The sequence below is a fragment of the Mycolicibacter kumamotonensis genome (genome assembly GCF_002086285.1).
GTDB classification, from domain to species: domain Bacteria; phylum Actinomycetota; class Actinomycetes; order Mycobacteriales; family Mycobacteriaceae; genus Mycobacterium; species Mycobacterium kumamotonense.
Window position 1 is genome coordinate 35,456 of sequence record NZ_MVHU01000006.1, and the last position, 26,475, is coordinate 61,930.

General features: G+C 69.1%; 22 protein-coding genes and 1 tRNA gene. 11 read left to right on the top strand and 12 right to left on the bottom strand.

The genetic code is table 11. From position 1 onward, the window contains the following. Together BST28_RS05960 and BST28_RS05965 are read left to right on the top strand one after the other, a co-directional pair. The gene (locus BST28_RS05960; RefSeq protein ID WP_065289397.1) at positions 1-1,224 is read left to right on the top strand and encodes a DNA polymerase III subunit delta'; all 1,224 of its coding nucleotides are present in this window, start codon (positions 1-3) and stop codon (positions 1,222-1,224) included. Positions 1,225-1,252: 28 nt separating this feature from the next. Continuing rightward, positions 1,253-1,328: transfer RNA gene (locus tag BST28_RS05965), tRNA-Thr, on the top strand. A gap of 336 nt (positions 1,329-1,664) precedes the next feature. Here the strand turns inward: BST28_RS05965 and BST28_RS23655 are convergent. Both BST28_RS23655 and BST28_RS05970 read right to left on the bottom strand, forming a co-directional pair. After that, the gene (locus tag BST28_RS23655; protein ID WP_131813872.1) at positions 1,665-1,970 is read right to left on the bottom strand and encodes a hypothetical protein; all 306 of its coding nucleotides are present in this window, start codon (positions 1,968-1,970) and stop codon (positions 1,665-1,667) included. Between the two features lie 96 nt (positions 1,971-2,066). Further along, entirely contained in the window at positions 2,067-3,008 is a 942-nt protein-coding gene (locus tag BST28_RS05970) for a LysR family transcriptional regulator (RefSeq protein WP_109510995.1), read from the bottom strand. A 96-nt stretch (positions 3,009-3,104) separates the two neighbouring features. On the opposite strand from BST28_RS05970, the gene BST28_RS05975 reads away from it, so the two are divergent. Beyond that, a complete protein-coding gene (locus tag BST28_RS05975; protein WP_083080318.1) occupies positions 3,105-5,411 on the top strand; it encodes an FdhF/YdeP family oxidoreductase in 2,307 nt (768 codons plus the stop codon). Continuing rightward, positions 5,411-6,241: a formate dehydrogenase accessory sulfurtransferase FdhD gene (gene fdhD / locus BST28_RS05980; protein ID WP_065289393.1), complete on the top strand. Its 831-nt coding sequence runs from the start codon at positions 5,411-5,413 to the stop codon at positions 6,239-6,241. Before BST28_RS05975 ends, fdhD begins: the two co-directional genes overlap by 1 nt. A 198-nt stretch (positions 6,242-6,439) precedes the next feature. On the opposite strand, the gene BST28_RS05985 is transcribed toward fdhD, so the two are convergent. The 4 genes from BST28_RS05985 to BST28_RS06000 form a co-directional block, all read right to left on the bottom strand. Further along, positions 6,440-7,993, bottom strand: coding sequence for a sensor histidine kinase (locus tag BST28_RS05985; RefSeq protein ID WP_065289392.1), 1,554 nt, complete (start codon positions 7,991-7,993; stop codon positions 6,440-6,442). After that, positions 7,990-8,751, bottom strand: coding sequence for a response regulator transcription factor (locus tag BST28_RS05990; protein ID WP_065289391.1), 762 nt, complete (start codon positions 8,749-8,751; stop codon positions 7,990-7,992). Before BST28_RS05990 ends, BST28_RS05985 begins: the two co-directional genes overlap by 4 nt. A 29-nt stretch (positions 8,752-8,780) precedes the next feature. Then, positions 8,781-9,920, bottom strand: a complete 1,140-nt coding sequence (locus BST28_RS05995; protein WP_083080319.1) for a PPE family protein, SVP subgroup — start codon at positions 9,918-9,920, stop codon at positions 8,781-8,783. A gap of 107 nt (positions 9,921-10,027) precedes the next feature. After that, a complete protein-coding gene (locus BST28_RS06000; protein WP_205634575.1) occupies positions 10,028-11,821 on the bottom strand; it encodes a hypothetical protein in 1,794 nt (597 codons plus the stop codon). A gap of 38 nt (positions 11,822-11,859) precedes the next feature. On the opposite strand from BST28_RS06000, the gene BST28_RS06005 reads away from it, so the two are divergent. Next, positions 11,860-12,804, top strand: coding sequence for an NAD-dependent epimerase/dehydratase family protein (locus tag BST28_RS06005; protein WP_065287555.1), 945 nt, complete (start codon positions 11,860-11,862; stop codon positions 12,802-12,804). Positions 12,805-12,951: 147 nt separating this feature from the next. Next, complete coding sequence (locus tag BST28_RS06010; RefSeq protein WP_065287556.1) at positions 12,952-17,493, top strand: cation-translocating P-type ATPase; 4,542 nt, start codon at positions 12,952-12,954, stop codon at positions 17,491-17,493. Positions 17,494-17,505: 12 nt separating this feature from the next. On the opposite strand, the gene BST28_RS24005 is transcribed toward BST28_RS06010, so the two are convergent. The 4 genes from BST28_RS24005 to BST28_RS06025 all read right to left on the bottom strand — a co-directional run bounded on the left by BST28_RS24005 (position 17,506) and on the right by BST28_RS06025 (position 20,179). After that, positions 17,506-17,679 (bottom strand): Rv1535 domain-containing protein, encoded by a 174-nt coding sequence (locus BST28_RS24005; protein WP_019736171.1) that lies wholly within the window; start codon positions 17,677-17,679, stop codon positions 17,506-17,508. A gap of 72 nt (positions 17,680-17,751) precedes the next feature. Then, positions 17,752-18,111, bottom strand: a complete 360-nt coding sequence (locus BST28_RS06015; RefSeq protein WP_019736170.1) for a DUF2304 domain-containing protein — start codon at positions 18,109-18,111, stop codon at positions 17,752-17,754. A 13-nt stretch (positions 18,112-18,124) separates the two neighbouring features. Continuing rightward, positions 18,125-18,850, bottom strand: a complete 726-nt coding sequence (ppgS, locus tag BST28_RS06020; RefSeq protein ID WP_083080320.1) for a polyprenyl-phospho-N-acetylgalactosaminyl synthase PpgS — start codon at positions 18,848-18,850, stop codon at positions 18,125-18,127. Between the two features lie 48 nt (positions 18,851-18,898). Next, positions 18,899-20,179 carry a hypothetical protein gene (locus tag BST28_RS06025; RefSeq protein ID WP_083080321.1) on the bottom strand — a complete coding sequence of 427 codons (1,281 nt, stop codon included), beginning with the start codon at positions 20,177-20,179 and terminating at the stop codon, positions 18,899-18,901. A 101-nt stretch (positions 20,180-20,280) separates the two neighbouring features. Between BST28_RS06025 and BST28_RS06030 the strand changes: the two genes are divergently transcribed. Beyond that, a complete protein-coding gene (locus BST28_RS06030) occupies positions 20,281-21,297 on the top strand; it encodes a TerC/Alx family metal homeostasis membrane protein (RefSeq protein ID WP_065287557.1) in 1,017 nt (338 codons plus the stop codon). Here the strand turns inward: BST28_RS06030 and BST28_RS06035 are convergent. Next, positions 21,286-21,723 (bottom strand): nitroreductase/quinone reductase family protein, encoded by a 438-nt coding sequence (locus BST28_RS06035; protein WP_019738227.1) that lies wholly within the window; start codon positions 21,721-21,723, stop codon positions 21,286-21,288. The two genes, BST28_RS06030 and BST28_RS06035, sit on opposite strands and share 12 nt — an antisense overlap. Positions 21,724-21,830: 107 nt before the next feature. On the opposite strand from BST28_RS06035, the gene BST28_RS06040 reads away from it, so the two are divergent. Then, entirely contained in the window at positions 21,831-22,523 is a 693-nt protein-coding gene (locus tag BST28_RS06040) for a TetR/AcrR family transcriptional regulator (protein WP_065287558.1), read from the top strand. Between the two features lie 17 nt (positions 22,524-22,540). On the opposite strand, the gene BST28_RS06045 is transcribed toward BST28_RS06040, so the two are convergent. Then, positions 22,541-23,029, bottom strand: a complete 489-nt coding sequence (locus tag BST28_RS06045) for an inorganic diphosphatase (RefSeq protein WP_019738229.1) — start codon at positions 23,027-23,029, stop codon at positions 22,541-22,543. Between the two features lie 79 nt (positions 23,030-23,108). On the opposite strand from BST28_RS06045, the gene dacB reads away from it, so the two are divergent. From dacB to tilS, 3 genes are read left to right on the top strand one after another with little or no spacing between them, the layout of a single operon-like run. Further along, positions 23,109-24,485: a D-alanyl-D-alanine carboxypeptidase/D-alanyl-D-alanine endopeptidase gene (dacB, locus tag BST28_RS06050; RefSeq protein WP_083080322.1), complete on the top strand. Its 1,377-nt coding sequence runs from the start codon at positions 23,109-23,111 to the stop codon at positions 24,483-24,485. Then, positions 24,482-25,516, top strand: coding sequence for an Rv3626c family coenzyme F420 biosynthesis-associated protein (locus BST28_RS06055; RefSeq protein WP_083080382.1), 1,035 nt, complete (start codon positions 24,482-24,484; stop codon positions 25,514-25,516). The genes dacB and BST28_RS06055 overlap by 4 nt, the downstream gene beginning before the upstream one ends. Further along, the gene (gene tilS / locus BST28_RS06060; RefSeq protein WP_065287560.1) at positions 25,495-26,457 is read left to right on the top strand and encodes a tRNA lysidine(34) synthetase TilS; all 963 of its coding nucleotides are present in this window, start codon (positions 25,495-25,497) and stop codon (positions 26,455-26,457) included. Before BST28_RS06055 ends, tilS begins: the two co-directional genes overlap by 22 nt. The last annotated feature ends 18 nt before the right edge of the window (positions 26,458-26,475 follow it).

Consider the following 26,475-nt stretch of genomic DNA (forward strand, 5'->3'; position numbering starts at 1 on the left):
ATGTCCGGGGTTTTCGCGCGGTTGGTAGGCCAGCAGACGGTGGAGGCCGAGCTGTTGGCGGCGGCCCGCTCGGCTCGGGGTGATTCCGCTCACAGTGCGGTCTCCGCCGGCGGGATGTCGCACGCCTGGCTGATCACCGGGCCGCCCGGTTCGGGCCGATCGATCGCGGCACTGTGCTTCGCGGCGGCGCTGCAGTGCACCGCCGACGACGCCGAGGGTGGGCCGGGCTGCGGACGGTGCCGTGCCTGCACCACCACGATGGCCGGCACGCACGCCGATGTGCGGCGGGTGGTGCCCGAGGGGTTGTCGATCGGCGTCGATGAGATGCGGGCCATCGTGCAGGTCGCCTCCCGGCGGCCCGGGACCGGCCGGTGGCAGATCGTGGTGATCGAGGACGCCGACCGGCTCACCGAGGGTGCGGCCAACGCCCTGCTCAAGGTCGTCGAGGAGCCGCCGCCGTCGACGGTGTTCCTGCTGTGCGCGCCCTCGGTCGATCCGGAGGACATCGCGATCACGCTGCGGTCGAGGTGCCGGCACGTGGCGCTGGTGACCCCGGCGCCGGCGGCGATCGCCGAGGTGCTGGCCGAGACCGACGGCCTCGACGCCGAGACGGCCGCGTGGGCGGCGGCGGTCAGCGGCGGGCATGTGGGCCGGGCCCGGCGGCTGGCCACCGATCCCGAGGCCCGCCAGCGGCGTCAGCGGGCGCTGGCGCTGGCCCGGGATGCGGCCACCCCGTCGCGGGCGTTCGCCGCGGTCGACGAGCTGGTGGCCGCCGCGGAGTCCGAGGCCCGGGATCTGACCGCCGAGCGGGCCGAGGCCGAGACCGAGGAGCTGCGCACCGCACTGGGCGCCGGCGGCACCGGCAAGGGCACCGCCGGGACGCTGCGCGGCACCGCCGGGGTGATCAAGGATCTGGAGCGGCGGCAGAAGTCCCGCCAGACCAGGGCCTCGCGTGACGCGCTGGACCGGGCCCTGATCGATCTCGCGTCCTATTTCCGGGACGCGTTGCTGACCGCATCCAGTGTCGGCACCGCCCGGCCGAATCACCCGGACATGACCGACGCGGTGGCGGCGATGGCCGCCCACTCATCGGCGACCGCGCTGCTGCGCTGCATCGAGGCGGTGCTCGAATGCCGCGAGGCGCTGGCGGTGAACGTCAAGCCCCGGTTCGCCGTCGGCGCCATGGTCGCCACCATCGGTCAGGCGCTGCGGGCCGACCTGTAAACTCGGCTGGTCCGGAAGCGCCGGGCAGGCCGCCTTAGCTCAGTCGGTAGAGCGATTCACTCGTAATGAATAGGTCAGGAGTTCGATTCTCCTAGGCGGCTCCATCTACCAGAGGAAACGCTGGCAGCAGAGCTAAGCGTTGCTTCACAAGCGGTCGGATCGACTCCTTTCCGACGACATTCACGGGCTACTTTCCCCACCGAGGAACCTGTCCAGGGCTTCCCGAGCGTCCGGGCCGGTGGTTTTTCCGCTCGCTGTAGTGGCCTTCGGCGGTGGTCAAGTATGCGTGTCGAACTGCTACCGGGCGGCCTCGACGCAGAGGTGGTCTCGCACGATGGTGCCGGCGGTTCGCCGTCGCGGTTCTTCAACACCAGTCCGGCCGGCCCCGACGGTCCATACAACGTGGTGAGCACTTCGACTCCCCGCTTTGGGAACCACTTTCACCGGTAGAGCATCGTGTTTGCGGGTGTCCTGCGGTGACAGACTGGCCGGGAATGACGGCCGAGGGTGCTATCGAACCGCAGACCGCGGCGCAATACCGGCAGATTCCGCTCAGCGTCCTCGGTTGACTTCTTGGTACGACGGATCTTTCGGCGGACTCCCTCGGTGTCGCGGATGTAGGTCCGTGCCTCGAACAGATCCTTGCCAAGCTGGGCTGTGGTGATCTTCCCCTGCTCGCCGGGTTGCATTCTTTGCTGGGTTGCGTGATGAGCGGCGATGCCTTCGTCAGAGCGCCGGTTGGGCATCGCAGCGATGGTGACACGCGTGTGCTCAGCGGCCGGGCCGACGAATCGGTTGTGACGGCGGACAAGTCGGCCCGACCGGCAACGGGGCGTATCGCATCAGCGCTCGGTTCGAAATTGTCGCAGCAGATTGTCGAACACCGTCCACATCTCGGATTCTGCGGCTGCGGTATGGAGGGCGTCAGCGGCGGGTGATTCGGGTACACGGGCAGGGGTGATTACTCCGACCGTCGGTCCAGCCCGGCTCTCGGCGATGGGGCGCACCGCCAGCCCCGTTGGCACACCGAACGCATACAGCCATGCGTGTGAGGCGATCGTCGCCAGATGCGCGCGGTCTAGGTGCGCATAGATGGCGCCCACCGTGTCAGCCTCAAGTACCGGCTGCAGCAGTACACCGGCAGCGGCCATGTAGGCGTCGAGGATGCGGCGGTTCCGCATCTCCGGGGTGAGCACACACAACGGAAGGGTGGCCGCCTGCGCCCAGGTGACGGTCTGTGCCGCCATCACGTCGCTGTCCTGCGGTGCCAGTAGCACATAACGCTCTTGGTACAGCGGCGTTTGCCGGCAGCCCGGCGGGGTTTCTTCGTCGAGGTAGGTCACCCCGGCATCGATCTCGAAATCAGCCAATCGGCGGGCGATCTCGCGTGAGGACAGGGCTTCTACCCGGACGCTAGCCGCAGGGTGGGAGGCGAGCAGCCGGGATGTCAACAATGGGATCGCGGACACTGAGGTCGGAATCGCGGCGATTCGCGCGGTCATATTCAGCCGTCCGCGCATGCGTTCTACATCGGCGAGCAACTCATCACGCTCGGCAATGATGCGGTGTGCCCAGCTGAGTACGCGTGCCCCTTCGATGGTGAACCCCTCGAATCGATGTCCTCGCAGGACGATCGGTACCCCGAGGTCACGCTCGAGACGGCGGATCGCTACCGACAATGTTGGCTGGCTGATGTGGCAGGCGGTCGCGGCCCGCCCGAAGTGCCGTTCCCGAGCCAGTGCCACCAGATACTCCAGTTGTACGATCTGCACATTGGCTTTCACGTGAACTCCTGATTGATAGGTCTGAATTATCGAAGCATGTGAAATGGTCATCACCAAACCGTTGTGGGCGGGGATGTGGCTCCTGAGAATGGTTGAGTGTTCCGCCCTAAGGCTGATTTCGACTTCGATGAAGATGACGTCGTCGCCACCCACGAGAAGGCCCATGCGGCCGGGTTGAAGGCAGTGGTGGTCTCGCTGCAACGCGGTATCGGGCAGATGGGTTTCACCCGCACCGCCCGCACCCTGGCGCGGCTCAATCAGCGAGATGGCTTCGATTGCCCCGGTTGCGCGTGGCCGGAAACCCCGGGGCATCGCAAATATGCCGAGTTCTGCGAGAACGGAGCCAAAGCCGTCGCAGAGGAGGCCACCACTCGGCGAGTGGGACCCGAGTTCTTCGCGCAGCATTCCATCGCGGATCTGCTGGAGCGCACCGAGTACTGGCTCGGCCAGCAGGGTCGTCTCACCCATCCGATGGTGTTGCGGGACGGCGCAACCCACTATCAGCCGATCAGCTGGGAGTCAGCGTTCACACTGATCGCTGACGAACTCCGCGCGCTCGACACGCCTGATTCGGCGGCGTTCTACACCTCTGGGCGCACCTCCAACGAAGCCGCCTTCCTGTACCAGCTGCTGATCCGCAGCTTCGGCACCAACAACATGCCCGACTGCTCCAACATGTGCCACGAGTCCTCGGGCGCTGCACTCGACGGAAGCATCGGCATCGGCAAGGGCTCGGTGTCAGTTCCCGACCTCGAACACGCTGACCTCATCTTGGTCGCCGGCCAGAACCCCGGGACCAACCATCCGCGGATGCTGTCGGTGCTGGAGAAGGCGAAAACCAACGGCGCCAAGGTGATCGGCATTAATCCGCTACCTGAAGCGGGACTGCTTCGGTTCAAGGACCCGCAGAAGCTGCACGGAGTCGTCGGTCACGGTATCCCCATCTCGGATGATTTGCTGCAGATCCGGATCGGTGGTGACCAGGCGCTGTTCCAGGGGCTGGCCAAACTGCTGCTGGAAGCCGAGGATCGCAACCCCGGCACGGTGCTGGACCGCGATTTCATCGCCAAGCACTGCGCTGGTTTCGATGAGTACGCCGCGCATATCCGCGGTGTCGACCTCGACACCGTACTCGAGGCCACCGGTTTGACCCGCCGGCAGATCGACGACACCGCCGCAGCGCTGCTCTCGTCGAAGAAGACCATCATCTGCTGGGCGATGGGCCTGACTCAGCAGATTCACGGTGTTGCCACCATCCAGGACGCCACCAATCTGCTTCTCCTGCAGGGAATGATCGGAAAGCCAGGGGCGGGTGTATGCCCAGTGCGCGGTCACTCGAACGTTCAAGGCGACCGAACAATGGGGATCTGGGAGAAGATGCCCGAGTCATTCCTAGCCGCTTTGGACGTCGAGTTCGGTATCACCAGCCCGCGCCATCACGGCTACGACGCCGTAAACACCATCCGCGCCATGCGTGACGGCAAGGTCCGGGTTTTCATGGCAATGGGCGGCAACTTCGTCTCCGCGACCCCGGATACTGTCGTCACCGAGGCCGCATTGCGTAATTGCGCTCTGACTGTGCAAGTCTCGACGAAGCTGAATCGATCGCATCTGGTCACCGGCCGTACCGCGCTGATCCTTCCATCGCTGGGCCGCACCGACAAAGATATGACGGGGGGCCGCAAACAAGCTGTCACCGTGGAGGATTCCATGTCAGTGGTGCACCTGTCTCGCGGTAGGCTCACACCGCCAGGTCCCGAGGTGCGGAGCGAGGTGGGGATCGTCTGCGGTGTCGCACGAGCTCTCTTTGGGCCCGATCATTCGGTGCCGTGGGCGCGGTTCGCTGCCGACTACGATCGTATCCGCGACTCGATCGCCCGGGTGGTTCCTGGCTTCACCGATTTCAACACCCGCGTGCGCCAGCCCGACGGGTTCGTCCTGCCCCACCCGCCGCGGGACAACCGCGAGTTCAAGACGGCAACCGGCAAGGCCAATTTCGTGGTCCACGATTTGCATTGGCTGCCGGTGCCGCCGGGCCGGCTGATCCTGCAGACCATGCGCAGCCATGACCAATACAACACCACCATCTACGGCCTCGACGACCGCTACCGCGGCGTCAAAGGTGGCCGCCGCGTGGTGTTCTGTCACCCAGACGACATCGCCGCCGCCGGCTGCGCCGATGGCGCCCGGGTGGATCTGGTGTCGGAGTGGACGTTGCCCGACGGGAGCATCCAGGAGCGCCGCGCCGAGGATTTCCGGTTGGTGTCCTATCCCACGCCGCGCGGGAACGCGGCGGCCTACTATCCAGAAACCAACCCGCTGATCCCGCTGGATCACACCGCCCGCAAGTCCAACACCCCGGTATCCAAGGCCGTCACCATCCGTCTCGAGCGTCGCGCCTGATGGGTCGGGTTACCACACGCGTCCGGATCACCCGGCTGACCGGCCAGCAGTGCGCCGCGTCGCCGGACACCCTGGCTGTGGAGGAACCGCTCGAGATTCGAGTAGCCGGCCGCCCGCTGGCGGTGACCATGCGCACACCCGGCGCCGATGTGGAACTCGCGCAGGGATTTCTGCTGACCGAAGGTTTCATCACTGACCGCTCCGACGTTGCCACTGTGCGGTACTGCAACAGCCGTGCCGCCGAGGGAACCAACACATACAACGTGCTCGACGTGGATCTCGCGCCGGGGGTGACGCCGCCCGAGACCGGGTTCGAGCGCAACTTCTACACCACCTCTTCGTGTGGGGTGTGCGGGAAGGCGTCACTGGAGGCCATCACTCAGCGCACGCGACACCATCCCAGCGCCGATACCACGGTCGTAACCTCTGCGGTTCTCACGCAGCTGCCCGACACCTTGCGTGCGGCGCAGAAAGTGTTCGACAGCACCGGCGGCCTGCACGCCGCTGGGCTGTTCACTCCGCAGGGTGAGTTGCTGGTGATCCGCGAGGACATCGGACGGCACAACGCGGTAGACAAGGTGATCGGTTGGGCCGTCGAACGCCAGCGAATCCCCCTGTTCGGCAATGTGTTACTAGTCAGCGGTCGGGTATCGTTCGAACTGGTGCAGAAAGCAGTCATGGCCGGTGTGCCGATTCTGGCCGCAGTGTCGGCACCGTCATCGCTGGCCGTCGATTTGGCCGGCGACAGCGGGCTGACCCTGGTCGGGTTTCTACGCGCGGGGACTATGAACGTCTACACGCATCAGGACCGGATAGCACCAGTCGCTTGAGAGAGCCGATGGATTCGGAAGCCGACACAGGGCCCACCGCGGACCCTGGCCGCCATAGCCGCGCGCTGACGGACGGGACTGCCCCGAGTTCAGTTGGGTCGACGGGTGTGAATTTCAGGCCGCGGTCGCGACGGGTGTGTGGACCGTGTGATGCCTTGTCGGCGTCGAGCGTGCGTGTTTGCACCGCGGCACGCCGTTCTAGCCGGCATTCTGTGCACGCTCGCCAGGCGCCGTCACCGGGGCGGGCGCCAGGTCCGGGTCGGCGATCGGCAACCGCACCCGAAACACCGTGGCCCCGTCGGCCGATTCCACGTCCACCGAACCGCGGTGCGCGCTGACGATCGAGGCGACGATCGCCAAGCCCAGCCCGGTGCTGCCCAGCTCGCCCGAGCGGGCCTTGTCTGCACGGACGAATCGCTCGAACAGGTGCGGAACCATGTCGGGGTCGATCCCGGGCCCGTCGTTGGCCACCGTCAACACCGCGGCCGGCCCGCCCACCCCGGCCCGGTCCTCGGCGATGGCGGTCGTCACCGTCACCCCGGGCGGGGTGTGCACCCAGGCGTTCTTCAACAGGTTGGTGACGACCTGGTGCAGCCGCGCGCGGTCACCGCGGACCCACACCGGGGTCTCCGGCAGGTCCTTGACCCAGTGGTGGCTCGGTGCGGCGGCCGCGGCGTCGTTGACCGCGTCCAGTACCAGATCGGCGAGGTCGACGTCTTCGACCTGCAGGTCCTGACCTTCGCTGAGCCGCGACAACAGCAGCAGCTCCTCGACCAGCGACGCCATGCGCTGCGCCTCGGATTCGATGCGGGCCAGGGCGTATTCGGTGGTCGGGGGCAGCGTGGAACTGTCCTGCCGGGTCAGCTCGGCGTAGCCCTGGATCGCGGCCAGCGGCGTGCGCAGCTCGTGGCTGGCGTCGGTGATGAACTGCCGCATCCGCCGGTCGGCTTCGCCTCGGTAGGCCAAGGCGCTATCGACGTTGTCCAGCAGGCGATTCAAGGCGCCGGCGACGATACCGACCTCATGGTCAGGGTCGACATCGGCGTCGGCCACCCGGACGGTGATGCGTTCGTCGCTGTCGGTAAGCGGCATCGCGGCCACCGAGGCAGCGGTGGCGGCGACCCGCCGCAGCGGGCGCAACGCGTAGCTGACCACCGTGATCGTCAGCGTCGCGGTGATCAGCAATGCCGCCGTGTAAAGCGCTGCGGCAGTGGCCATTCGGCGGGCAACAATGCGGTTCGCCAGGTTCAATGACCCGCCGATAAACAACATGTCGTGGTCGTCGACGACGCGGGTCTCCACCCGGTAGGTGCCCAGACTGCCCAGTTCCATCGTCTGCGGGGGACCGTTGCGCCAATGGTGCGCGTCGACGGCGGCCACCACGTCGGCCGGCGCCGGATAGGGCTCCTCCTCGGTGAACACCGCCGAGCCGATCACCCTGCCGTCGCGCAGCACCGCCAGGACATTGCCCGGGGTCTGGTCACTGAAACCGAGCAAGGCCCGACCGACCGTCGATAGGCCGTCGGGACCGATGGCGTTCTCGACGCGGCGATACTTGGCAAACGAATGGCTGAACGCGTTGAGCGACTCGGACAGATCGGCGTCGCTGGTCGCGGTGACATAGCTGCGCAGGCTCAGCACCGACACCACGCCGACGGCCACGAACGCCACCGTCACCACGGTGGACACCCCCAACACCAGCTGACGGCGCAGCGCCCGCGGACGCCGGGGCGAGGTGCGGGCGAATGTCATGGCGGCGGCTTCAGCATGTAACCCACCCCCCGCACGGTATGGATCATCGGGGGATCGACGTCGATCTTCTTGCGCAGATAGGAGATATAGAGGTCGACGATGCTGGTGCGCCCGGCGAAGTCGTAATTCCACACCCGGTCCAGGATTTCCGCGCGAGGCAGCGCCCGCCCGGGATTGCGCATCAAAAACCGCAGCAACTCGAACTCGGTGGTGGACAGTGACACCGGAACGCCGCCGTTGCTGACCTGGCGGCTGGGGCCGTCGAGCGTCAGATCCCCGACGGTGAGCACCTCATCGACCGGTGGCGAGAGTTGCGCGGAACGGCGCAGCAGTCCGCGCAGTCGCGCGACCAGCTCCTCCAGGCTGAACGGCTTAGTCATGTAGTCGTCGGCGCCGGAGGTCAGACCGGTGACCCGGTCGGTGACCGAGTCGCGGGCGGTGAGGAACAGCGTCGGAATGTAGGCGTCGGATTCGCGGACCCGTCGCAGAATCTGCAGCCCGTCGACGTCGGGCAGCATGATGTCGAGCACCAGCAGATCGGGCTCGCCGCTGTGGAACTTGGTAACCGCGTCGCGCCCGTTATGGGCGACGTCGACGATCCACCCCTCGTAGTGCAGGGCCATGGTCACCAGATTGGTCAGTGCCGGCTCGTCGTCGACCAGCAGGACCCGGATCGGTGATCCGTCGGGCCGATTGATCCGCGGCAGTTGACCGAGGATCGCTTTGCGCGGACTGCGGTGGTCCGTGTTACCCGCCATCGGTCATCATTGTCCACCCGGCCTCGCGGTCATTCGCCGAGAAGGCGTTGCTTGCGGTCGATGAATTTCTCCTGGGACAGGATTCCGGAGTTCCGCAGTTCGACGAGTGCGCGCAGTTCGGCCACGACGCCGATCGCCTTGGCCTTGACCGGTTTGTCGGGCTTGTCGGGTTCCTCGGCGGGCTTGGGTGGCGCGCTGGGGTTGGGTTGGGTGGTCGTCGGTGCCTGTCCCGCTCGGAGGGTGCCGGCCACGGCGCGTCCGGCCATGCCAGCCAGGCCCATCTCGGCGAACGGGGCACCGGATCCTGCAGCGGTCGCAGTTACCGCACCGGATTGGGTTGACACTAACGTGATTTCGCGCAGCGCCGACGGTGTGGCGGCGGCCCAGGCCTGCGGCACCGACAGTGCGCCCAGGGGCACCGCCTTGCCCATGCTCGCCCAGGTCGCGCCGGCCGGGCCGGCCATCGACCCCAGACCGCCGACGGCGGGCGCCGTCTGGCTCAGTAGGCCTAGGCCGCCCAGCGCCCCGAGGCCCTCCGCGCCCTCGGGGAAGGCGAGCTCACCTAGGGTGATCGCCAGGCCGCCGAACGCACCACCCAGGCCGATTCCGCCGAACGGACCGACGCTGCCCACCTCCAGAACCGCGCCGGCCAGATCGAACGCCAAACCGGGCGAGATGGCGCCGGTGGAGTCGGCGGCGGTGCCGGCGTAGCCGTACATGGCGGTGGCGTCTTGGGCCCACATCTGCGCGTAGAGGGCTTCGTTGGCGGCGATGGCGGCGGTGTTTTGGCCGAGGATATTGGTGGCGATCAGGGTGGCCAGTTGGGTGCGGTTGGTGGCGATGACCGCCGGTGGCACGGTCATGGCGAAGGCGGTTTCGTAGGCGGCTGCGGCGGTGTTGGCCTGGGTGCCGGCGTGGCCGGCTTGAGTGGCGGTGGTGCTCATCCAGGCGGCGTAGGGGGCTGCGGCGGCGGCCATGGCGGTGGCGGCGGGGCCTTGCCAGGTTTCGTCGGTGAGTGCGGCGATGATGCTGCGGTAGGAGTTGGCTGCTGATTCCAGTTCGGCGGCCATGGCTTTCCAGGCGCTGGCGGCGGCACGGATGGGGCCGGATCCGGGTCCGGAATACATCAGCGCAGAGTTGACCTCCGGGGGCAACGCTGCAAAATTCATCGGCACTCCTCAAATCGCCGATATCCGAAGGTATTTTCGGCTGCACCCGCCGGGCAACCTGACAGCACGGACTCATACGAAACGCATATCTGCCGTGGTCGAGCGGGTCAGCGCGGTGCGACGTACCCGACCGGTCCCGAGGCGATACACACCGACAGCGCGGCGGTGTCGGCGCGGGCCCTGATGTTGTAACCGGCGCCGGGAAGCCGCACGTAAACGCGGTTGAGTCCCGGGCGTACCTTGACCCGCACCTCGGGGCTGTCGGACAGCGACAGCGTCATCGAACCGTCGACATTGGCCAGGTAGTTGATCTCGGCCGTCCAGTCCGCCGGCAGCAGCGGACCGTCCAGCCCCAGCGTGGCCGGCAGGCTCGGCTGCACCAGGTACCCGCACTTGGCCACCGGCCCGGCCGCGATGGCCCGCACCCAGGTCACCTGTGCATCGGTCAGCGTCCCCGCGCTGGTGAGCATCCGTAACTGCGTTGTCGCAGAAGCGAACTCCGGTCGGTCGCGAACCAGTGCGAACAGGTGACTGGCCAGGTTCTCCGGGTAGACGACCCGCTGCAACACCAGCGGGTCGACCTCCTGATCGAGCAGTGGCGCATCCGACTCGGCGCGGGCCGCGGACAGCGCGTGCCGGGCGTTCTGCAGATAGGACCGGGCCGGGTCATCGCGCCAGCGGGCCAAGAACGTCGCCGTCGAATACAGGCTGCTGGCGGTGAAGGCCACCGCCAGGGCGGCCACCGCGACCGCCCGGGCCGGCGAGGCGTCCAGCCGCCGCGACGCCTGCCGGTTGGGCGCGCACAGTCCGACGGCACCCAGCATCGCCAGCACCACGACCAGATCGGCCAGGTATCGCAGGGTCTGGGCCAGCTCCAATGCGGTGAAGGCCGAGGAACGCATCAGATAGATCGGGACTTGGCAGGCCGCGGCGTAGCCGGTCGCGACCAGCCACACCGGTACCAGCCGGTGTTTGCGCGCCAGCGACACCGCCAGCAGACCCGCCAGCACCAGCCAGCCCAGCGTCATCACCACCGGGCCCGGCAGCGCCCACGGCGAGGCGGGCGCCCAACGGGCCCACGTCCACGGGCCACCGGCCAGGCTCGGGACGATGCCGTGGGTGATCGAGCGCCACAGCAGCTCGCGGGTCATGTCCAGATCGAAACTCCACCGCTTCTGGTTGACCACCGCCAGGTAGACCCCGATCCAGCTGGCGGTCACCACCAGCGTCGCCGTCCACAACCGGAGCCCGGCCCGCCACGCCCGCGCGACCGCTTCCCACGGCTGCTCGCCGGCCACATAACGCAGCAGCGCTGCCACGGTGAACGCCACGAACGGGATCACCGCGGCCTTCTCGAAGAACAGCAGACCGCCCGCATAGGCCAGCGTCCCGGTGTAGGCGTAGCGCCGGTTTCCGGTGCGCGCCAGCAGGATCGCGTCGGCGCACACCCAGGCCAGCGCCGCCAGCATGGGCAGCGCGTTCAGGGCCGCCGCCCACCACGCGAACGCCGGCAGGCCCAGCGGACAGAACAACCCGAATGTCAGCGGCACCAGCAGCAGCGGCCGCCAGCCCAGAATCACCCACAGCACCCGCAGCAGCGCCAACGACGCCAGCAGCTGCAGCACCACCAGGCTGGCCGCCGGCGCCGCCCACTGCAGCGGCCAGGCCCGGGTCAGCGCCCCGGCCACCAGAAACGCCCCCGGCATCACATGGCCGTCGTGATCGTCGAACAGGTACGCCGCCGACCACAGGTCGTGGGTGCCGGCCCGGCCGACCAGGATCAGGTCGTCCCAATAGAAGTAGCCCCCGAACGCCACCACCACCCGGACCACCAACTGCACGGTCACCAGCCCCACCGCCGCCCAGCAGACCCAGGGCAGGGTGGTCATCCGGGTGCGCATGCGCATGGGTCTTTCATACCTGCCGGTATGGTGGCCCGGTGCGAGCACTGGTCACCGGAGCAGCCGGCTTCATCGGGTCCACGCTGGTCGATCGCCTGCGGGCGGACGGACACCCGGTGGTCGGGCTGGACAATTTCGCGACCGGGCGGGCCACCAACATCGAGCACCTGGCCGGCGACGCCGACTTCAGCTTCGTCGAAGCCGACATCGTGTCCGCCGACCTGGACGAGGTGCTGGCACGGTATCGCCCGGAGGTGATCTTCCACCTGGCCGCCCAGATCGACGTGCGCCATTCGGTCGCCGACCCGGCCTTCGACGCCTCGGTCAACGTGCTCGGGACGATCCGGCTCGCCGAGGCGGCCCGCGCCGCGGGCGTGCGCAAGATCGTGCACACCTCCTCGGGTGGCTCGATCTACGGCATCCCGCCGCGTTACCCGACCGCCGAGACCGATCCGGCTGATCCGGCTTCGCCCTATGCCGCCGGCAAGGTGGCCGGTGAGATCTACCTCAACACCTTCCGGCACCTCTACGGGCTGCAGTGTTCCCATATCGCGCCGGCCAACGTCTACGGCCCCCGGCAGGATCCGCACGGCGAGGCCGGTGTGGTGGCGATCTTCGCGCAGGCATTGCTGAACGGCACACCGACCAAGGTGTTCGGGGACGGGTCCAACACCCGCGACTACGTGTTCGTCGACGACGTGGTGGACGCCTTCGTGCTGGCCGCCGGCGGAGCAGGCGACGGGCAGCGGTTCAATGTCGGCACCGGGGTGGAAACCTCTGATCGCCAACTGCATTCGGCGGTGGCCGCCGCGGTCGGGGCGCCCGACGACCCGGAGTTCCACCCGCCCCGGCTGGGCGATCTGAAACGGTCGTGTCTGGACATCTCCCGGGCCCGTGAGGTTTTGGGTTGGCAACCGCAGGTCGCGCTGGCCGACGGGGTGGCCCGCACCGTGGCGTACTTCCGGCAGATCAAGCCGGCCTGAACTTCTGTGGCATACTTCCTCGACGGAGGGGAGTATTCCTTCGTCGCAGTGTCGTCAACTCGTCGCCCGTCATCGGACGACCGGTGCTGTGGGCCGGTGACCGGCGGAAGAGACCTCCAGCGGCATCGATGACGCTGGAGGAAATCCATGGACGTGTTCTCGCTCGGCCGCTCCGGTTTGGACGCCGTCGGCACCATTCTGGAGGCCAGCCTGGACCTCGCCGCCGTCCCACTGCGTGAAGGCGCCAAGATCCTGGCCGGTGAACGCTCCGACCTGACCAGCCGGCGCACCTGGCGCGGCGCCGGCCGCGCCTGGATCGAAGTCCGCGGGCTCGATGAGCCCGGCGGCGACATCGGCCCCGCGGTGCTCGACGCCCTGCAGAACCGGCCCGGCGTCAGCTCGGTGCGGCTGAACCGCCCGCTGTCCCGGGTGATCGTCGAGATCGACGACGACACGTCGCTGGCCGACCTGTGCGCCGCGGTGGAAGCGGTCGAAAAAGACACCGAACTGAGCGCCACCGAGACCGCCGCATTGCCCGGCGATGGTCTGCTGCTGGCAGCCAAGGGCGCAATGTTGGGCGCCAACGCGGTAGGGCTGGCGATCGCCACCGTGGGCAGTGCGATGCGCCTGCCTGCCGCACCCAAGATCTTCGACGCCGCCGCGTCGGTGGCCCGCTACCAGCCGCTGGTCCGCAGCCTGCTGGAACGCCAGATCGGGCCCGCCCGTACCGATGCGGTGCTCTCCCTGGCCTCGCTGGGCGCGCACGTCATCACGCTGTCGCCGGCGATCCTGGCGGTAGACATGATGGTGGAGGGTCTGAAAGCCGCCGAGACCCGCGCCGGTGCGCTCGCCTGGAACCGCTACGAGCCGGAGCTGGCCCGCTGGCTTTTCTCCCACGACGACCATCCGGACGTGTACAGCACCGCGCGGCCCGTCCCGCGGCCGGCCGGTGCGGCCGAACGCCACCTGAAGCGCTCGGCGCTGGCGCAAGTGGTCGGGGCCGGGGTGGTGGGTGGGCTCACCCGCAACCTGGACATGACGTCGAGTGCGATCCTGGCCACGTCGCCCAAAGCGGTGCGCACCAGCTGCGAAGCGTTCGCCGCGACCTTGGGTCAGGGGCTGGCGGACGGGCACGCGGTGTTGCCGCTGCGGCCGGACGGGCTGCGGCGCCTCGACAAGATCGACACCGTGGTCATCGACCCGAGGGTGCTGACCGGTGAACAACGCCGCGTGGTGCAGATCCGCGGCGCAGGCGAGCACGAGCTGCCGCAAGCCTGGAACAGCGCGCAAAGTCTGCTCGACAAGCCCGGGCTGCGTCCGGGCTGGCACCGGGTACCGCGAATGACCGCACGAGCGGGTCGCAAGGATCCGGTGGAGGCGCTGATCCTGCCCGCACACCACGCGCTGGCCTCGGCGGTGGTGCTCGAGGGCCGCGCCTCCGGCGCGGAGCTGGTCACGGTGGACACCGAGATCCTGGGAGAGCTGCGCCCCGGTTTCGACGACATCCGCCCGCTGACCGGTGAAGCCGACACTGACGATGTCGATGCCGCCCTGGCCGCGGCCGTAACCGACCTGCAGCAAGCCGGCCGGACCGTCGCGGTGCTGTCGACCGCAGCCGCGCAGGCACTGGCGGCAGCAGACCTGGCGCTCGGTGTCATGCCGACGAGCGAGAGCACCGACGCCGCCCCGCCTTTCTATGCCGACCTGCTGCTGGCCGACCTGGCCGGCGCCTGGCAGCTGCTGCGGGCGCTGCCGGCCGCCCGGGCCGCCACCGAGCGGGGTGTCGCGATCTCCATCGGCGCCTCGTCCATCGCCGGGCTACTGCTGGTTCGCGGAGTGCGGGCCACCATCCCCGGTGTCGGGGCGCGACCGAGCCGCGGCCCCGGCCCGGTGACGGTCGGAGCCGGCGCCGGCATGCTGTCCGGTTACCTGCTGGCCCGTCGGGTGTTGCGGGCTCGCGCACCGCAGCCGGCACCGGCCTACGAGTGGCACGCGATGACGGTCGAGCAGGCGCGGGAGTTGTTGGTGCCCGACGCGGTGACGCCGCTGGACCAGCGCGCGCCGGTCGCGACGGCCTCGCAGGGCATGTTCTGGCCGTACGTGCACGCCGTGCGCGAGGAGCTGTCCGACCCGATGACGCCGATCCTGGCGCTGTGCTCGGCGGCCACCGCCATGCTGGGTTCGCCGATCGACGCCGTGATGGTCGGCACGGTGCTAACCGGCAACGCCATGCTGGCGGCCTATCAGCGGCTGCGGGCCGAGAGCCGACTCAACATCTTGCTCGCCCAGCAGGCTCCGCCGGCCCGGGTCGTTGTGACCGGAGCCGACGGCACTACGACCTACCGCGAGATCGTCGCCGAACAACTGCTGCCCGGTGACCTGATCGAGGTGCGCAGCAACGAGGTGGTGCCGGCTGACGCGCGCGTCATCGAGGTCTCCGATGTCGAGGTCGACGAGTCGTCGCTCACCGGCGAATCGCTGTCGGTCGGCAAACAGCTCGAACCCACGCCCGGCGCCGAGCTGGCCGAGCGCAGCTCCATGCTCTACGCCGGCACCACCGTGATCGCCGGAAAGGCGCTGGCGATGGTGACCGCGGTGGGCGCCGACACCCAGACCCGCCGGGCCTCCGAACTGGCCTCCGGTGAGCTGCCCGAGGTCGGTCTGCAGCACCACCTGTCCCAGCTGATGTACCGCACCTTCCCCTACAGCGCCGCCGGCGGCGTGGCGGTCGGCGCGCTGGGGCTGCTGCGCCAGGGCGGACTGCGCATAGCGCTGGGTAACGCGATCGCGGTGGCGATCGCCGCGGTGCCGGAAGGGATGCCGCTGATGGCGACCCTGGCCCAGCACGCGTCATCGCAGCGGCTGAGCAAATCCGGTGCGCTGGTGCGCATCCCGCGCTCGGTGGAGGCCCTCGGCCGGGTCGACGTGGTCTGCTTCGACAAGACCGGAACACTGTCCGAGAACCGGCTGCGGGTCACCACGGTGCGCCCGCTGCGCGGATACACCGATGACGACGTGCTCGGTGTCGCCGCGCAGGCGGCACCGGCTCCCGATGGTGCGGCGCACGCGCACGCCACCGACCAGGCCATCGTCGAGGGCGCCGCGGCCGCGGCCGGCGCGCGGCCGTGGGCCGAGCCCGACGCTCACCTGCCGTTCCGCTCCGGCCGGGCGTTCTCGGCGTCGGTGCTGGGATCGGAGCTGCTGGTCAAGGGTGCACCGGAGGTGGTGCTCGAGGCCTGCGACAACGCCGGCGCCGAGGAGGAGCAGCAGGTCGCCGCGATGGCGGCGCAAGGTCTGCGGGTGATCGCGGTGGCGCAGGGCAAGCTGACCGCCGCGCAGGTGCGGGCCGTGCGGGAAGACTCCGACCGGCTGGTCGAGGTGAGTGCCTCCGGGTTGACCCTGATCGGGTTCCTCGGCCTGGCCGACACACCCCGCGCCGACGCCCCGAAGCTGCTCGCCGATCTGACCGCCCGCGGGGTCGACATCCGGATGATCACCGGCGACCACCCGATCACGGCGACCGCGATCGCCGCCGAAATGGGTGTCACCGTCGACGACGAGCAGGTCATCACCGGCTCGGAGTGGAATGCGTTGAACCGCAAGGAACAAGAGCGGGTGGTCTGCGAGCGGGTGATCTTCGCGCGGATGTCACCGGAGAACAAGGTGCAGATCGTCCAGACGCTGGAGCGCGCCGGCCGGGTGTCGGCGATGGTGGGCGACGGCGCCAATGACGCCGCCGCGATCCGGGCCGCAACCGTGGGGCTCGGTGTCGTCGCGCACGGCAGCGACTCGGCGCACGCCACCGCCGACGTGGTGCTGACCGACGGAAAGATCGGATCGCTGATCGACGCGATCGATGAGGGCCGCCGGCTGTGGAAGGGCGTGCAGCTGGCGATCTCGGGGCTGTTGGGCGGGAATGCCGGCGAGGTGATCTTCTCTGTCATCGGCACGGCGGTCACCGGGAACTCGCCGCTGAACACCCGACAGTTGCTGCTGATGAACACGTTGACCGACGCGCTGCCGGCCACCGCGGTCGCGGTCAGCACTCCGGCGGGCCCGATCGGCGGCGCGGTACGCGGTCTCGATGAGCGGAAACTCTGGCGCGCGGTGGCGTTCCGGGGCGGGGTCACCGCGGCCGCGGGAACCGCGGCCTGGGCGATGGCCAGTCTTACCGGGTTGCCCGGATCGTCGCAGCGGGCCTCGACGGTGGCACTGATTTCGTTGGTCTCCACCGAACTCGGTCAGACCGTGGTCGATTCGCGGGCGCCGCTGGTGCTGCTCACCGCGGCCGGTTCGTTCGCGGTGTTCGCCGCAATGGTCACTACTCCGGGCGTCAGCCAGCTGCTCGGCTGCACGCCGGTCGGACCGATCGGCTGGGCGCAGGCTCTCGGCACGGCCGCGGCGGCCACCACCGCGGTGGCCGTGGCGAGCCGGTTCTCGGCGCCCGCGGAAGAGAACTCCGGCCCGGTGGCGGACCTGGTCGAAGCGGCTACGCCGAACAAGGCGCCGGCGGCCACGAAGACCCCGGCGCAGAAAGCTGTGGCGGCCAAGAAAGCCCCGGCCAAGAAAGCTCCGGCGGCCAAAAAGACTCCGGCGAAGAAGGTTCCGGCGAAGACGACTGCGGCTGCCAAGAAGAAGGGAAAGAAGGCGTCCGCGAAGAAGCCCGCGAAGCTCGAACTGGTGCGCTAAGACCCAGCCGCTTCACGCGGCCGGCCGAAGTTCTCGAACTTCGGCCGCCGGGCGCTCGGGTGCGGGATGCCGTACCTCAAGCAGCCCGGCACGCCAGAGCAACGCGTACAACTCCCGCGCCGGCACCGTCAATAACGCCCCCGTGACTTCGACCAGCGGATCCGCCAGGATTTCGGTCGCCTTCATAAGCCCCAGGGTGACCGCCGCAGCGAGACGCGGGGCAAACCTCTTGTTACCACCAGGCCAATAGTCACCGAATTACTGTGGTTGCGGTGAACCGCCGATTTCGGGCGGTTGGGCCTCCGCGAGGGCCACCACCCGGGCCAGCCGGGCGTAGCGCAGTTCCAGGTCGCGGAACCGCATGTAGGTGCTCAGCGTGGTGAACGCGAACGCGATGATCAGGATGTAGAGCATCAGGTCGGTGCCGCGGCGCACCCCGACCCAGTTCGCCACCACGGTGGTGTCGTCGGGACGCAGCACCGCATAGATGCCGGCCACCACGAACACCAGGTAGCCGACCTTCACCCAGGCCCGGGACTGGGCGGAGCGCCGGGACAGCAGCAGGTAGATCAACAGCGCCATCACCGCTGCGATCAGCAGCACCTTGATCCAGTTCATCAGGTGATCCCGTTCATCGCGACATTCTCTTGCGCAGCAAGCCGTCGAACATGATGTTGACGCCGTTGAGCAGGGGCTGGCCCTTCGACTTGGAGTAGTCGGTGTAGAGCACTTCGACCGGCTCTTCGCCTACCCGCCAACCGTTTTCGGAGATCAAAGCGATGAACTCCCCGGCGTGGCTCATCCCGTTCATGGTGAGGTCCAGCCGATCGGCGACCCGACGGTTGAACACTCGCAGACCGTTGTGTGAATCGGAAAGTCCCAGCCGGCGGATTCTCGGGTTCAGCAACACCGCGGCACGCAGCACCAGGCGTTTGACCAGCGGTACCGCGGCGGCTGCCTCGGGCGCGGCGAACCGGGTACCGATGACGATGTCGAGGCCTTGGCTGTCGAGACGCTCGATCATGCGCACCACGTCGGCCACCTGATGCTGACCGTCGGCGTCGAAGGTGGCGAACAACCGGGCCCCGGGTTGCCGGCGGGCGAACTCGACCCCGGTCTGGATGGCCGCGCCCTGACCGAGGTTGACCGGGTGGCGTACGACATGGGCGCCGGCGCGCCGCGCGATCGCGGCGGTGTCGTCGGTGCTGCCGTCATCCACGCAGACCACAGCGGTGAAAACCGACCGGAGGCCGGCGATCACGTCGCCGATGACGGCTGCCTCGCCGAAGGCCGGGACAATGATCCAGACGTCCGGGTAGCGAGTCGTTGGCCGGGTATCGATCCTTAAAAAATACACTCCCGACTCGTCGAAGGCGCTCAAGCACCGGCGCGCCCGGACCGTCGGCTACTCGGGCGCCGCGCGCAACGCCGTCAGATGCACGGCGATTCCCACCAGCGGTCCGCACAGCAGCGCGACCACGGTTCTGGTCGGCAGGTCGAACGGCAGCAGCAACAGCAAGGTGGATGCCAGCGTCGCACCCACCCACCCCAGCGCGTAGGCGCGATGCAGTGCCGCGGCCACCGTCGCCGCGCCGGTGAGCGTCAACAGCGCAATCGCGGTCGCCCCGATGGTCAGGCAGGCCAGCAGCAGCCCGCCGGTGTTGTAGTCCCCGCCGAACACCGTGCTCAGCAGCCACGGACCGGCCAGCCCGGCTGCCACCGCGCCGGCGGTTCCCAGCGCGGCGACGGACGCCGCCGGCGTACCCAGCGCCCGCAATCGCCGGCCGCGCTGGTCGACGAAGTGCGCGATCAGATTGCCCTGCAGCGCGGTCAACGGCACCAGCAGGGGCGCGCGGGTCACGGTGACCGCCAGGATCACCACGCCGCCCTCGGCGCCGAGTTCGCCGTAGGTGGCCTGCAACAGCACCGGAAAACCCATGACGAGGATCGCGCTGGCCCCGGCCGCGGTGATCGAATGTGCTGCGCCCCGTAGGAAATCCATCGTGCCCACCGGGGTAAGCAGCCCCGCCGCCGATCGGGCCGCGCCCGATGCGGCCAGCAGCAGCAGCCAGGCCACCGCGCCGGCGACGGTGGCCCATAAGAAACCCACCAGACCCCAACCGATGACGAACGTCGCGGTGGCCACCGCCACCCGGATCGCCGCATCGGTCACCATCAACGCCCCGTACTGGGTCCACCGGTTGGTGCCGGCCAGCATGCCCAGCAGCGTGGCGTGCACGGCGAAGTTGGCCAGCCCGAAGCACAGCAAGCCCACCGACAGCCAGCGCGCCTCGACGAAGACGTGGCCGCTCCACAGTGGTGAGCTACCGGCGACCAGCGCGGCCGCCGCCAGTCCGGTCAGCCCGGCCAGCTTCAGCGGCCGGGTGTGTCGGGTCGATGCGCGGCTCGGCCCGACCTCGCGGGCGAACCGGACCTCCCGGGTGGTCTCCTGCAGCAGTCCGTTGGCGGCGCCGGCGACCAGGCCGAACGCACCCCAAAACACGCTGAACACCGAGAATCCGGCCGGATCCAGGTCGCGTGCCGCCAGGTACAGCACGGCGTAGCCGCACAGGGCGCTGAGCAGTGTCGCGGTGCCGACCCGGGCCACACTGGCCCGGGTGACGGGGCCGGCGGGCAGCCCACTGGGGGATCGACGGGGTCCGGTACCGCCGATATCGGTCACCACGGCGAAGATACTAAGCGGGCGGCGGGGTACGGTCGGTCGTCCCGCTGTACAACCCCCGATTCGCCCCACTTCGACAAAGCTCAACGACCGGAGGCCCACCGTTGGACCCGTCGCTGTTGGAATGGCTGGTGACGTTCGCGGGGCTGGCCGCGGTACTGGGATTCGATCTGTTCCTGGTCGCCCGCCGGGTGCATGAACCGCCGATCCGCGAGGTCGCAACCCGGCTGACGTTCTACATCAGCCTGGCGGTGGCGTTCGGTGTCTGGGTGTGGATCCATCACGGCGCGAAGTACGGCATGCAGTTCTTCGCCGGCTGGCTCACCGAGTACAGCCTGTCGGTGGACAACCTGTTCGTCTTCGTGATCATCATCAACAGCTTCAACGTGCCCAAGAAGTACCGGCAGGAGGCGCTGTTCGTCGGTATCGTTCTGGCGCTGTCGTTCCGGGCGGTGTTCATCGCGGTCGGGGGTGTGGCCGCGCAGCGACTGTCTTGGACCTTCTACCTGTTCGGCGCGTTCATGGCCTACACGGCGATCAAATTGCTCCGCCACGGCGACCACGGCGGGCCCGCCGGCGATCACGTCAGCGACGGGGCGGGCGGAGGCAACAACTTCGTGGTGCGGTTCGCTCGCACCCACTTCAACGCCACCGATCGCTGGGCCGGGGTGCGGTTCTTCGTCCGCGACTCCGGCGGCTCCTGGGCAGTCACCCCGATGTTCCTGGTGGCACTGGCGTTGGGCACCACCGACCTGTTGTTCGCGATGGACTCCATTCCGGCGATCTACGGGCTGACCCGCCAGCCGTATCTGGTGTTCACCGCCAATGTGTTCGCCCTGATGGGGCTGCGTCAGCTCTACTTCCTCCTCGGCAAGCTGCTGAACCGGTTCGTGTACCTGTCCCAAGGCCTGGCCCTGATCCTCGGATTCATCGGGGTGCGGATGGTGTTGCACGCGATGCACACCAACGAAGTGTGGTTCATCAACTCCGGCCGCAACTTCAACGTCCCGGAGATCCCCACCCCGGCGAGCCTGGCGGTCGTGGTGGGGGTGCTGGTGCTGGCGACGGCGGCCAGCCTGTATCGCACCCGCGGGGCCCGGAGTGAATCGTCAGCCGAGTGAGAACACCGGGATCGCCGGCGCCGCGCTCCGCAGGTCGTCCTCGCTGGACTGAGGCGTCAGCCCGCCGATATAGCCTTTGACCTGCCAATACCACCGCTGCAGATAGGCGCGCAGCACCTCTGGCTTGTCGTCGTCGCCGACTTCGGTGACCACGGTGGGCACGGGACGCCACCGCGGTCCGAGCTGCACTCGGCCGGCGGCGCGAACATTGCGGACCCACTCGGTGTTGCCGCGCGGCGCGACGAGGTAGTCCACCCCGTCGACGGTCAGCACGTTGACCACGACGCCGCGGCGCTTGCCGGTCTTGCGGCCGCGGACGGACAGCGCGCGGGTGCCGGCGATGCTGATGCCCGCTTCGGCGAGCCGGCGGATCACCGCATTGGCGAATCGGGCCGGTCGGCCCGGTCGGTCGTAGGGCGTGGTCATATCGGACCCCTTCCACTAAGAGAGCAGTGCTCTTGTTTGACGGTGAGTCTGGCACGGCCGGATCACAAAAACAAGAGCAGTGCTCGCGGATCTGGCAGACTCGTCGTGTGGGCAAACGGCAGGAGACGCGTGAACGGATCGAGGCGCAGATCATCGAGGTCGGCCGACGCCACCTGCTGACCCACGGGGCGGCGGGCCTGTCGCTGCGCGCCGTCGCCCGGGAACTGGGCATGGTCTCGTCGGCGGTCTACCGCTACGTGGGCAGCCGTGATGAGTTGCTAACGCTGCTGCTCGTCGACGCCTATTCGGAGTTGGCCGATGCGGTGGACCGGGCCCGCGCTGGCGCGTCGCCGCCGTCGTGGCGCGGCGACATCGTGACCATTGCCCACGCCGTGCGGGACTGGGCGCTGGCTCATCCGGCCCGGTGGGCCCTGCTGTACGGCAGCCCGGTGCCCGGCTATCAGGCGCCGGCGGAACGGACCGTCGCCCCGGGCACCCGGGTCGTCGGGATGTTCTTCGACGCGGTCGCCGACGGCATCGCCGCCGGAGCCATCGCCTCAATGAACAACGTTGCCGCGCAACATTTGTCGTCGGATTTCGGGCGAGTCCGCGAGGAATTCGACTTTGACGGCGATGACGCCGTCGTCGCGAAGTGCTTCCTGCTGTGGGCCGCCGTGGTCGGCGCGATCAGCTTGGAGGTGTTCGGCGGGTACGGCGCCGACACGTTGACGCAACCGCGGGCGGTGTTCGATGCCCAGCTCGACCTGCTGCTGGAGGTGTTCGCCCGGCGCCCGGATTAAGGCGCTGAACCGCCGGATCAGTGACCGGAGGTCTTGAACCGTTCGATCGATCGGGTGACCTCGGCTTCGGCCTCGGCGCGGCCCACCCAATCGGCGGCCTTGACGTACTTGCCCGGCTCGAGGTCCTTGTAGTGCACGAAGAAGTGCTTGATCGCGTCGAGCTCGTGCGCCGGCACGTCGCCGATGTCGTTGATGTGGTCCCAGCGATGGTCACCGGCGGGCACACACAGCACCTTGTCGTCGCCGCCGGCCTCGTCGGTCATCCGGAACATCCCTACCGGACGGGCCTCGACCAGCACCCCGGGAAACACCGATTGCGGCAGCAGCACCATCGCGTCCAGCGGGTCGCCGTCCTCGCCCAGGGTGTCCTCGATGAACCCGTAGTCGGCCGGATAGCCCATCGGCGTGTACAGGTAGCGGTCGAGCTTGACCCGCCCGGTGGCGTGGTCGACCTCGTACTTGTTGCGCTGGCCCTTGGGGATTTCGATGGTCACGTCGAATTGCACCGGGTCAGTCTAGAGCGGGCCGGATTCACGCCCGGACTCCGCCCGTCCGGCACAATTGGCCCGGACAGGCAGGAGAGACATGCACTCCCTTCGGTGGCGACACTCCGGTACCCATCTGGGTATTGCGGCCGCGGTACTGGCGCTGGCCGCCGCCGTGGTGGTGGTGGCGGCGATCGTGATCCCGGACGAGTCCGGGGCCGGTGCGCGTTCGGCGCCACCGGCCCCGACGGCGACCGCCCAACCGGGGGTGGTGCCGGTCTCCGACGACGCCCCGATCCCGACCGGCAGCGCCTTGGCGGCAGCCATGGCGGCCGCGCTGGCCGACCCCAACCTGGGTCGTCTCACCGGCCGGATCACCGACGCCCTGACCGGCAAGGCGCTGTGGACGCAGCAGGAAGACCTGCCCATGCAGCCGGCGTCGACCAACAAGGTGCTCACCGCGGCGGCCGCGCTGCTGGCGCTGGACCTGGGCACGCGCGTCACCACCCGGGTGATCACCGGGGACCAGCCTGGCGTCGTGGTGCTGGTGGGCGGCGGTGATCCGACGCTGTCGACAGCCGACGTCGGGCAGGACACCTGGTACCGCGACGCCGCCCGGATCAGCGACCTGGCCGACCAGATCCGCCGCAGCGGCTTGACGCCCACCGAGGTCCAGGTCGACACCTCGGCGTTCAGCGGCCCGAGCATGGCGCCGGGCTGGGATCCCGAGGACATCGACGGCGGCGACATCGCCCCGATCGAGTCGGTGATGGTCGACGGCGGCCGCATCCAGCCGACCACGGTCGAGTCGCGGCGGTCGCTGACCCCGGCCCTGGACGCCGGACAGGCATTGGCCGCCGCGCTGGGCGTCGACACCGACAAGGTCAGCATCGCCACTAGTTCGGTGACCGGGCGCGAACTGGCTTCGGTGTCCTCGGCGCCGCTGGTGGTGCGGCTCGGCGAAATGATGAACGCCTCGGACAACGTGATGGCCGAATGCATCGCCCGCGAGGTGGCGGCGGCGATGGGCCGGCCGCGGTCCTTCGCCGGTGCGGTCGACGCGGTGACCAATCGGCTGGCCACCGCCCACATCGCCGTCAGCGGGGCCACTCTGATGGACGCCAGCGGGCTGTCCGTCGACGACCGGTTGTCGGCACGGACGTTGGACGCGGTGGTGCAGGCGGCGGCCGGCCCCGACCAGCCCGAGCTGCGTCCGCTGCTGGACATGTTGCCGGTCGCGGGCGGCAGCGGGACCCTGTCCGAGCGATTCCTCAACCCGAAGACCGGTCGAGGCGCGGCCGGCTGGCTGCGCGCCAAGACCGGCTCCCTGACCCGGACCAACGCGCTGGCCGGGATCGTCACCGACCGCGACCGCCGGGTGCTGACCTTCGCGTTCATCTCCAACGACGCTGGGCCGACCGGCCGTATCGCGATCGACGCGCTGGCCGCGGTGCTGCGGACCTGCGGATGCGCATGACTGAGCTCGACATCGGGCGCGCGGTGGACTGGGGGTTCGCCGCGACGGTAGGCCGCTGGCTGGCGCGCCCCGCGCCGCCGATGACCGACTACACCCGCGAGCAGGTCATCGACGACCTGCACCGCAGTGCCGGGGCGGCCGAACCTCTGGTGCGTGAGGTGACCGGGCTGGGAGCCGACGGACCCGTGCCCGACGCACGCGTCATAGATCGGCCGCAGTGGATCGCCGCCGCCGCCGAGTCGATGCGGCTGATGACGGGCGGTACCGAACAGTCCGCCGGGTTCGTCACCGGCCGGCTGGCCGGGGCGCAGACCGGTGCGCTGCTGGCGTTCGTCTCCTCGGGCATCCTGGGCCAGTACGACCCGTTCTGCCCGGCCGGCGGAGAGCTGCTACTGGTCTATCCCAACGTGATCGCCGTCGAGCGGCAGTTGCGAGTCACACCGGCCGACTTCCGGCTGTGGGTGTGCCTGCACGAAGTGACCCATCGGGTGCAGTTCTCGGTGAACCCGTGGCTACCCGGCTACATGTCGGAGGCACTGGCGGTGCTGACCGGCCACAGCAGCCCGGACGTCACCGAGGTGGTGGGCCGGTTGGCCGCTTATCTGCGGGGCCGCCCCGACGACGCCGACGCAGCGGGCCCGTCGGGGGTTCTGGGCCTGGTGCGCGCGGTGCAGTCCGACGAGCAGCGCACCGCCCTGGATCGGTTGCTGACCCTGGGCACGCTGCTCGAGGGGCACGCCGACCACGTGATGGATGCCGTCGGGCCGACAGCGGTGCCGTCGGTGGCGACGATCCGGAGCCGCTTCGAGGAACGTCGCCAGCGCAGCCAACCGCCGCTGCAACGGCTGCTGCGGGCCTTGATGGGTCTCGACGCCAAGCTCAGCCAGTACACCCGCGGCAAGGCCTTCGTCGACGCCGTGGTCGGCCGGGTCGGCATGGGCCGGTTCAACGCGGTCTGGTCGGGCCCGCAGGCCCTGCCGCTGCCCGCCGAGATCGAAGAGCCGCAGCGGTGGATCGATCGCGTGCTGTAGGGCGGCTGCGTGCCGCGCTGGTGGCATTCGCCGAGCAATGGCTGCCGGAGGCGGACCCCTGGTGTGTGGCGTTGTCGGGCGGCCCGGATTCGCTGGCCCTGACCGCTGTGGCCGCGCAGGAGCGGCCCACCACCGCGTTGATCGTCGATCATGGTCTGCAAGCCGGATCGGCGCAGGTGGCCGAACGCGCCCGCGGCCAGGCCCTGGACCTGGGATGCGTTGCCGCGCGGATTATTCCGGTGACCGTCGGAGCCGAGGGCGGCCCCGAGGCGGCAGCACGCACCGCCCGTTACGCCGCCCTGGACCAGGCCCGCGACCGGGCTCCCGTGCTGTTGGGTCACACCCTCGACGACCAGGCCGAGACGGTGCTGCTGGGGTTGGGGCGTGGCTCGGGGCCCCGCTCGATGGCCGGGATGCGTCCCTACGACCCACCGTGGTGCCGACCGCTGCTGGGGGTGCGCCGGGTGCTGACCCAAGACGCCTGCACCGAGCTGCGACTGACGCCGTGGCTCGACCCGCACAACAGCGATCGGCGTTTCACCCGGGCGCGGCTGCGCTCCGAGGTGCTGCCGCTGCTGGAGGACGTGCTCGGCGGCGGGGTGGCCGATGCCCTGGCCCGCACCGCGATCGCGCTGCGGGAGGACTCCGAGCTCATCGATGAGCTGGCCGGGCAGGCGCTGCCCGAGACGACTGCCGGTGCCGGCTTGGACACCGCCCGCCTCGCGGCGCTGCCCGGCCCGGTGCGGCGCGAGGTCATCCGGCGCTGGCTGCTCGCCGGCGGCGGCCGCGGATTGACCGACCTGCAGATCCGGGCGGTGGATCGGCTGGTCACCCACTGGCGCGGACAGGGTGGCGTGGCGGTCGGATCGGAGCTGCGTGGTGAGCGGCTGTTCGCGGTCCGCAGCGACGGACTGCTGCGGATGCGCCGGGAACCCATCTGAGTCCAGGGTGATTTTGTC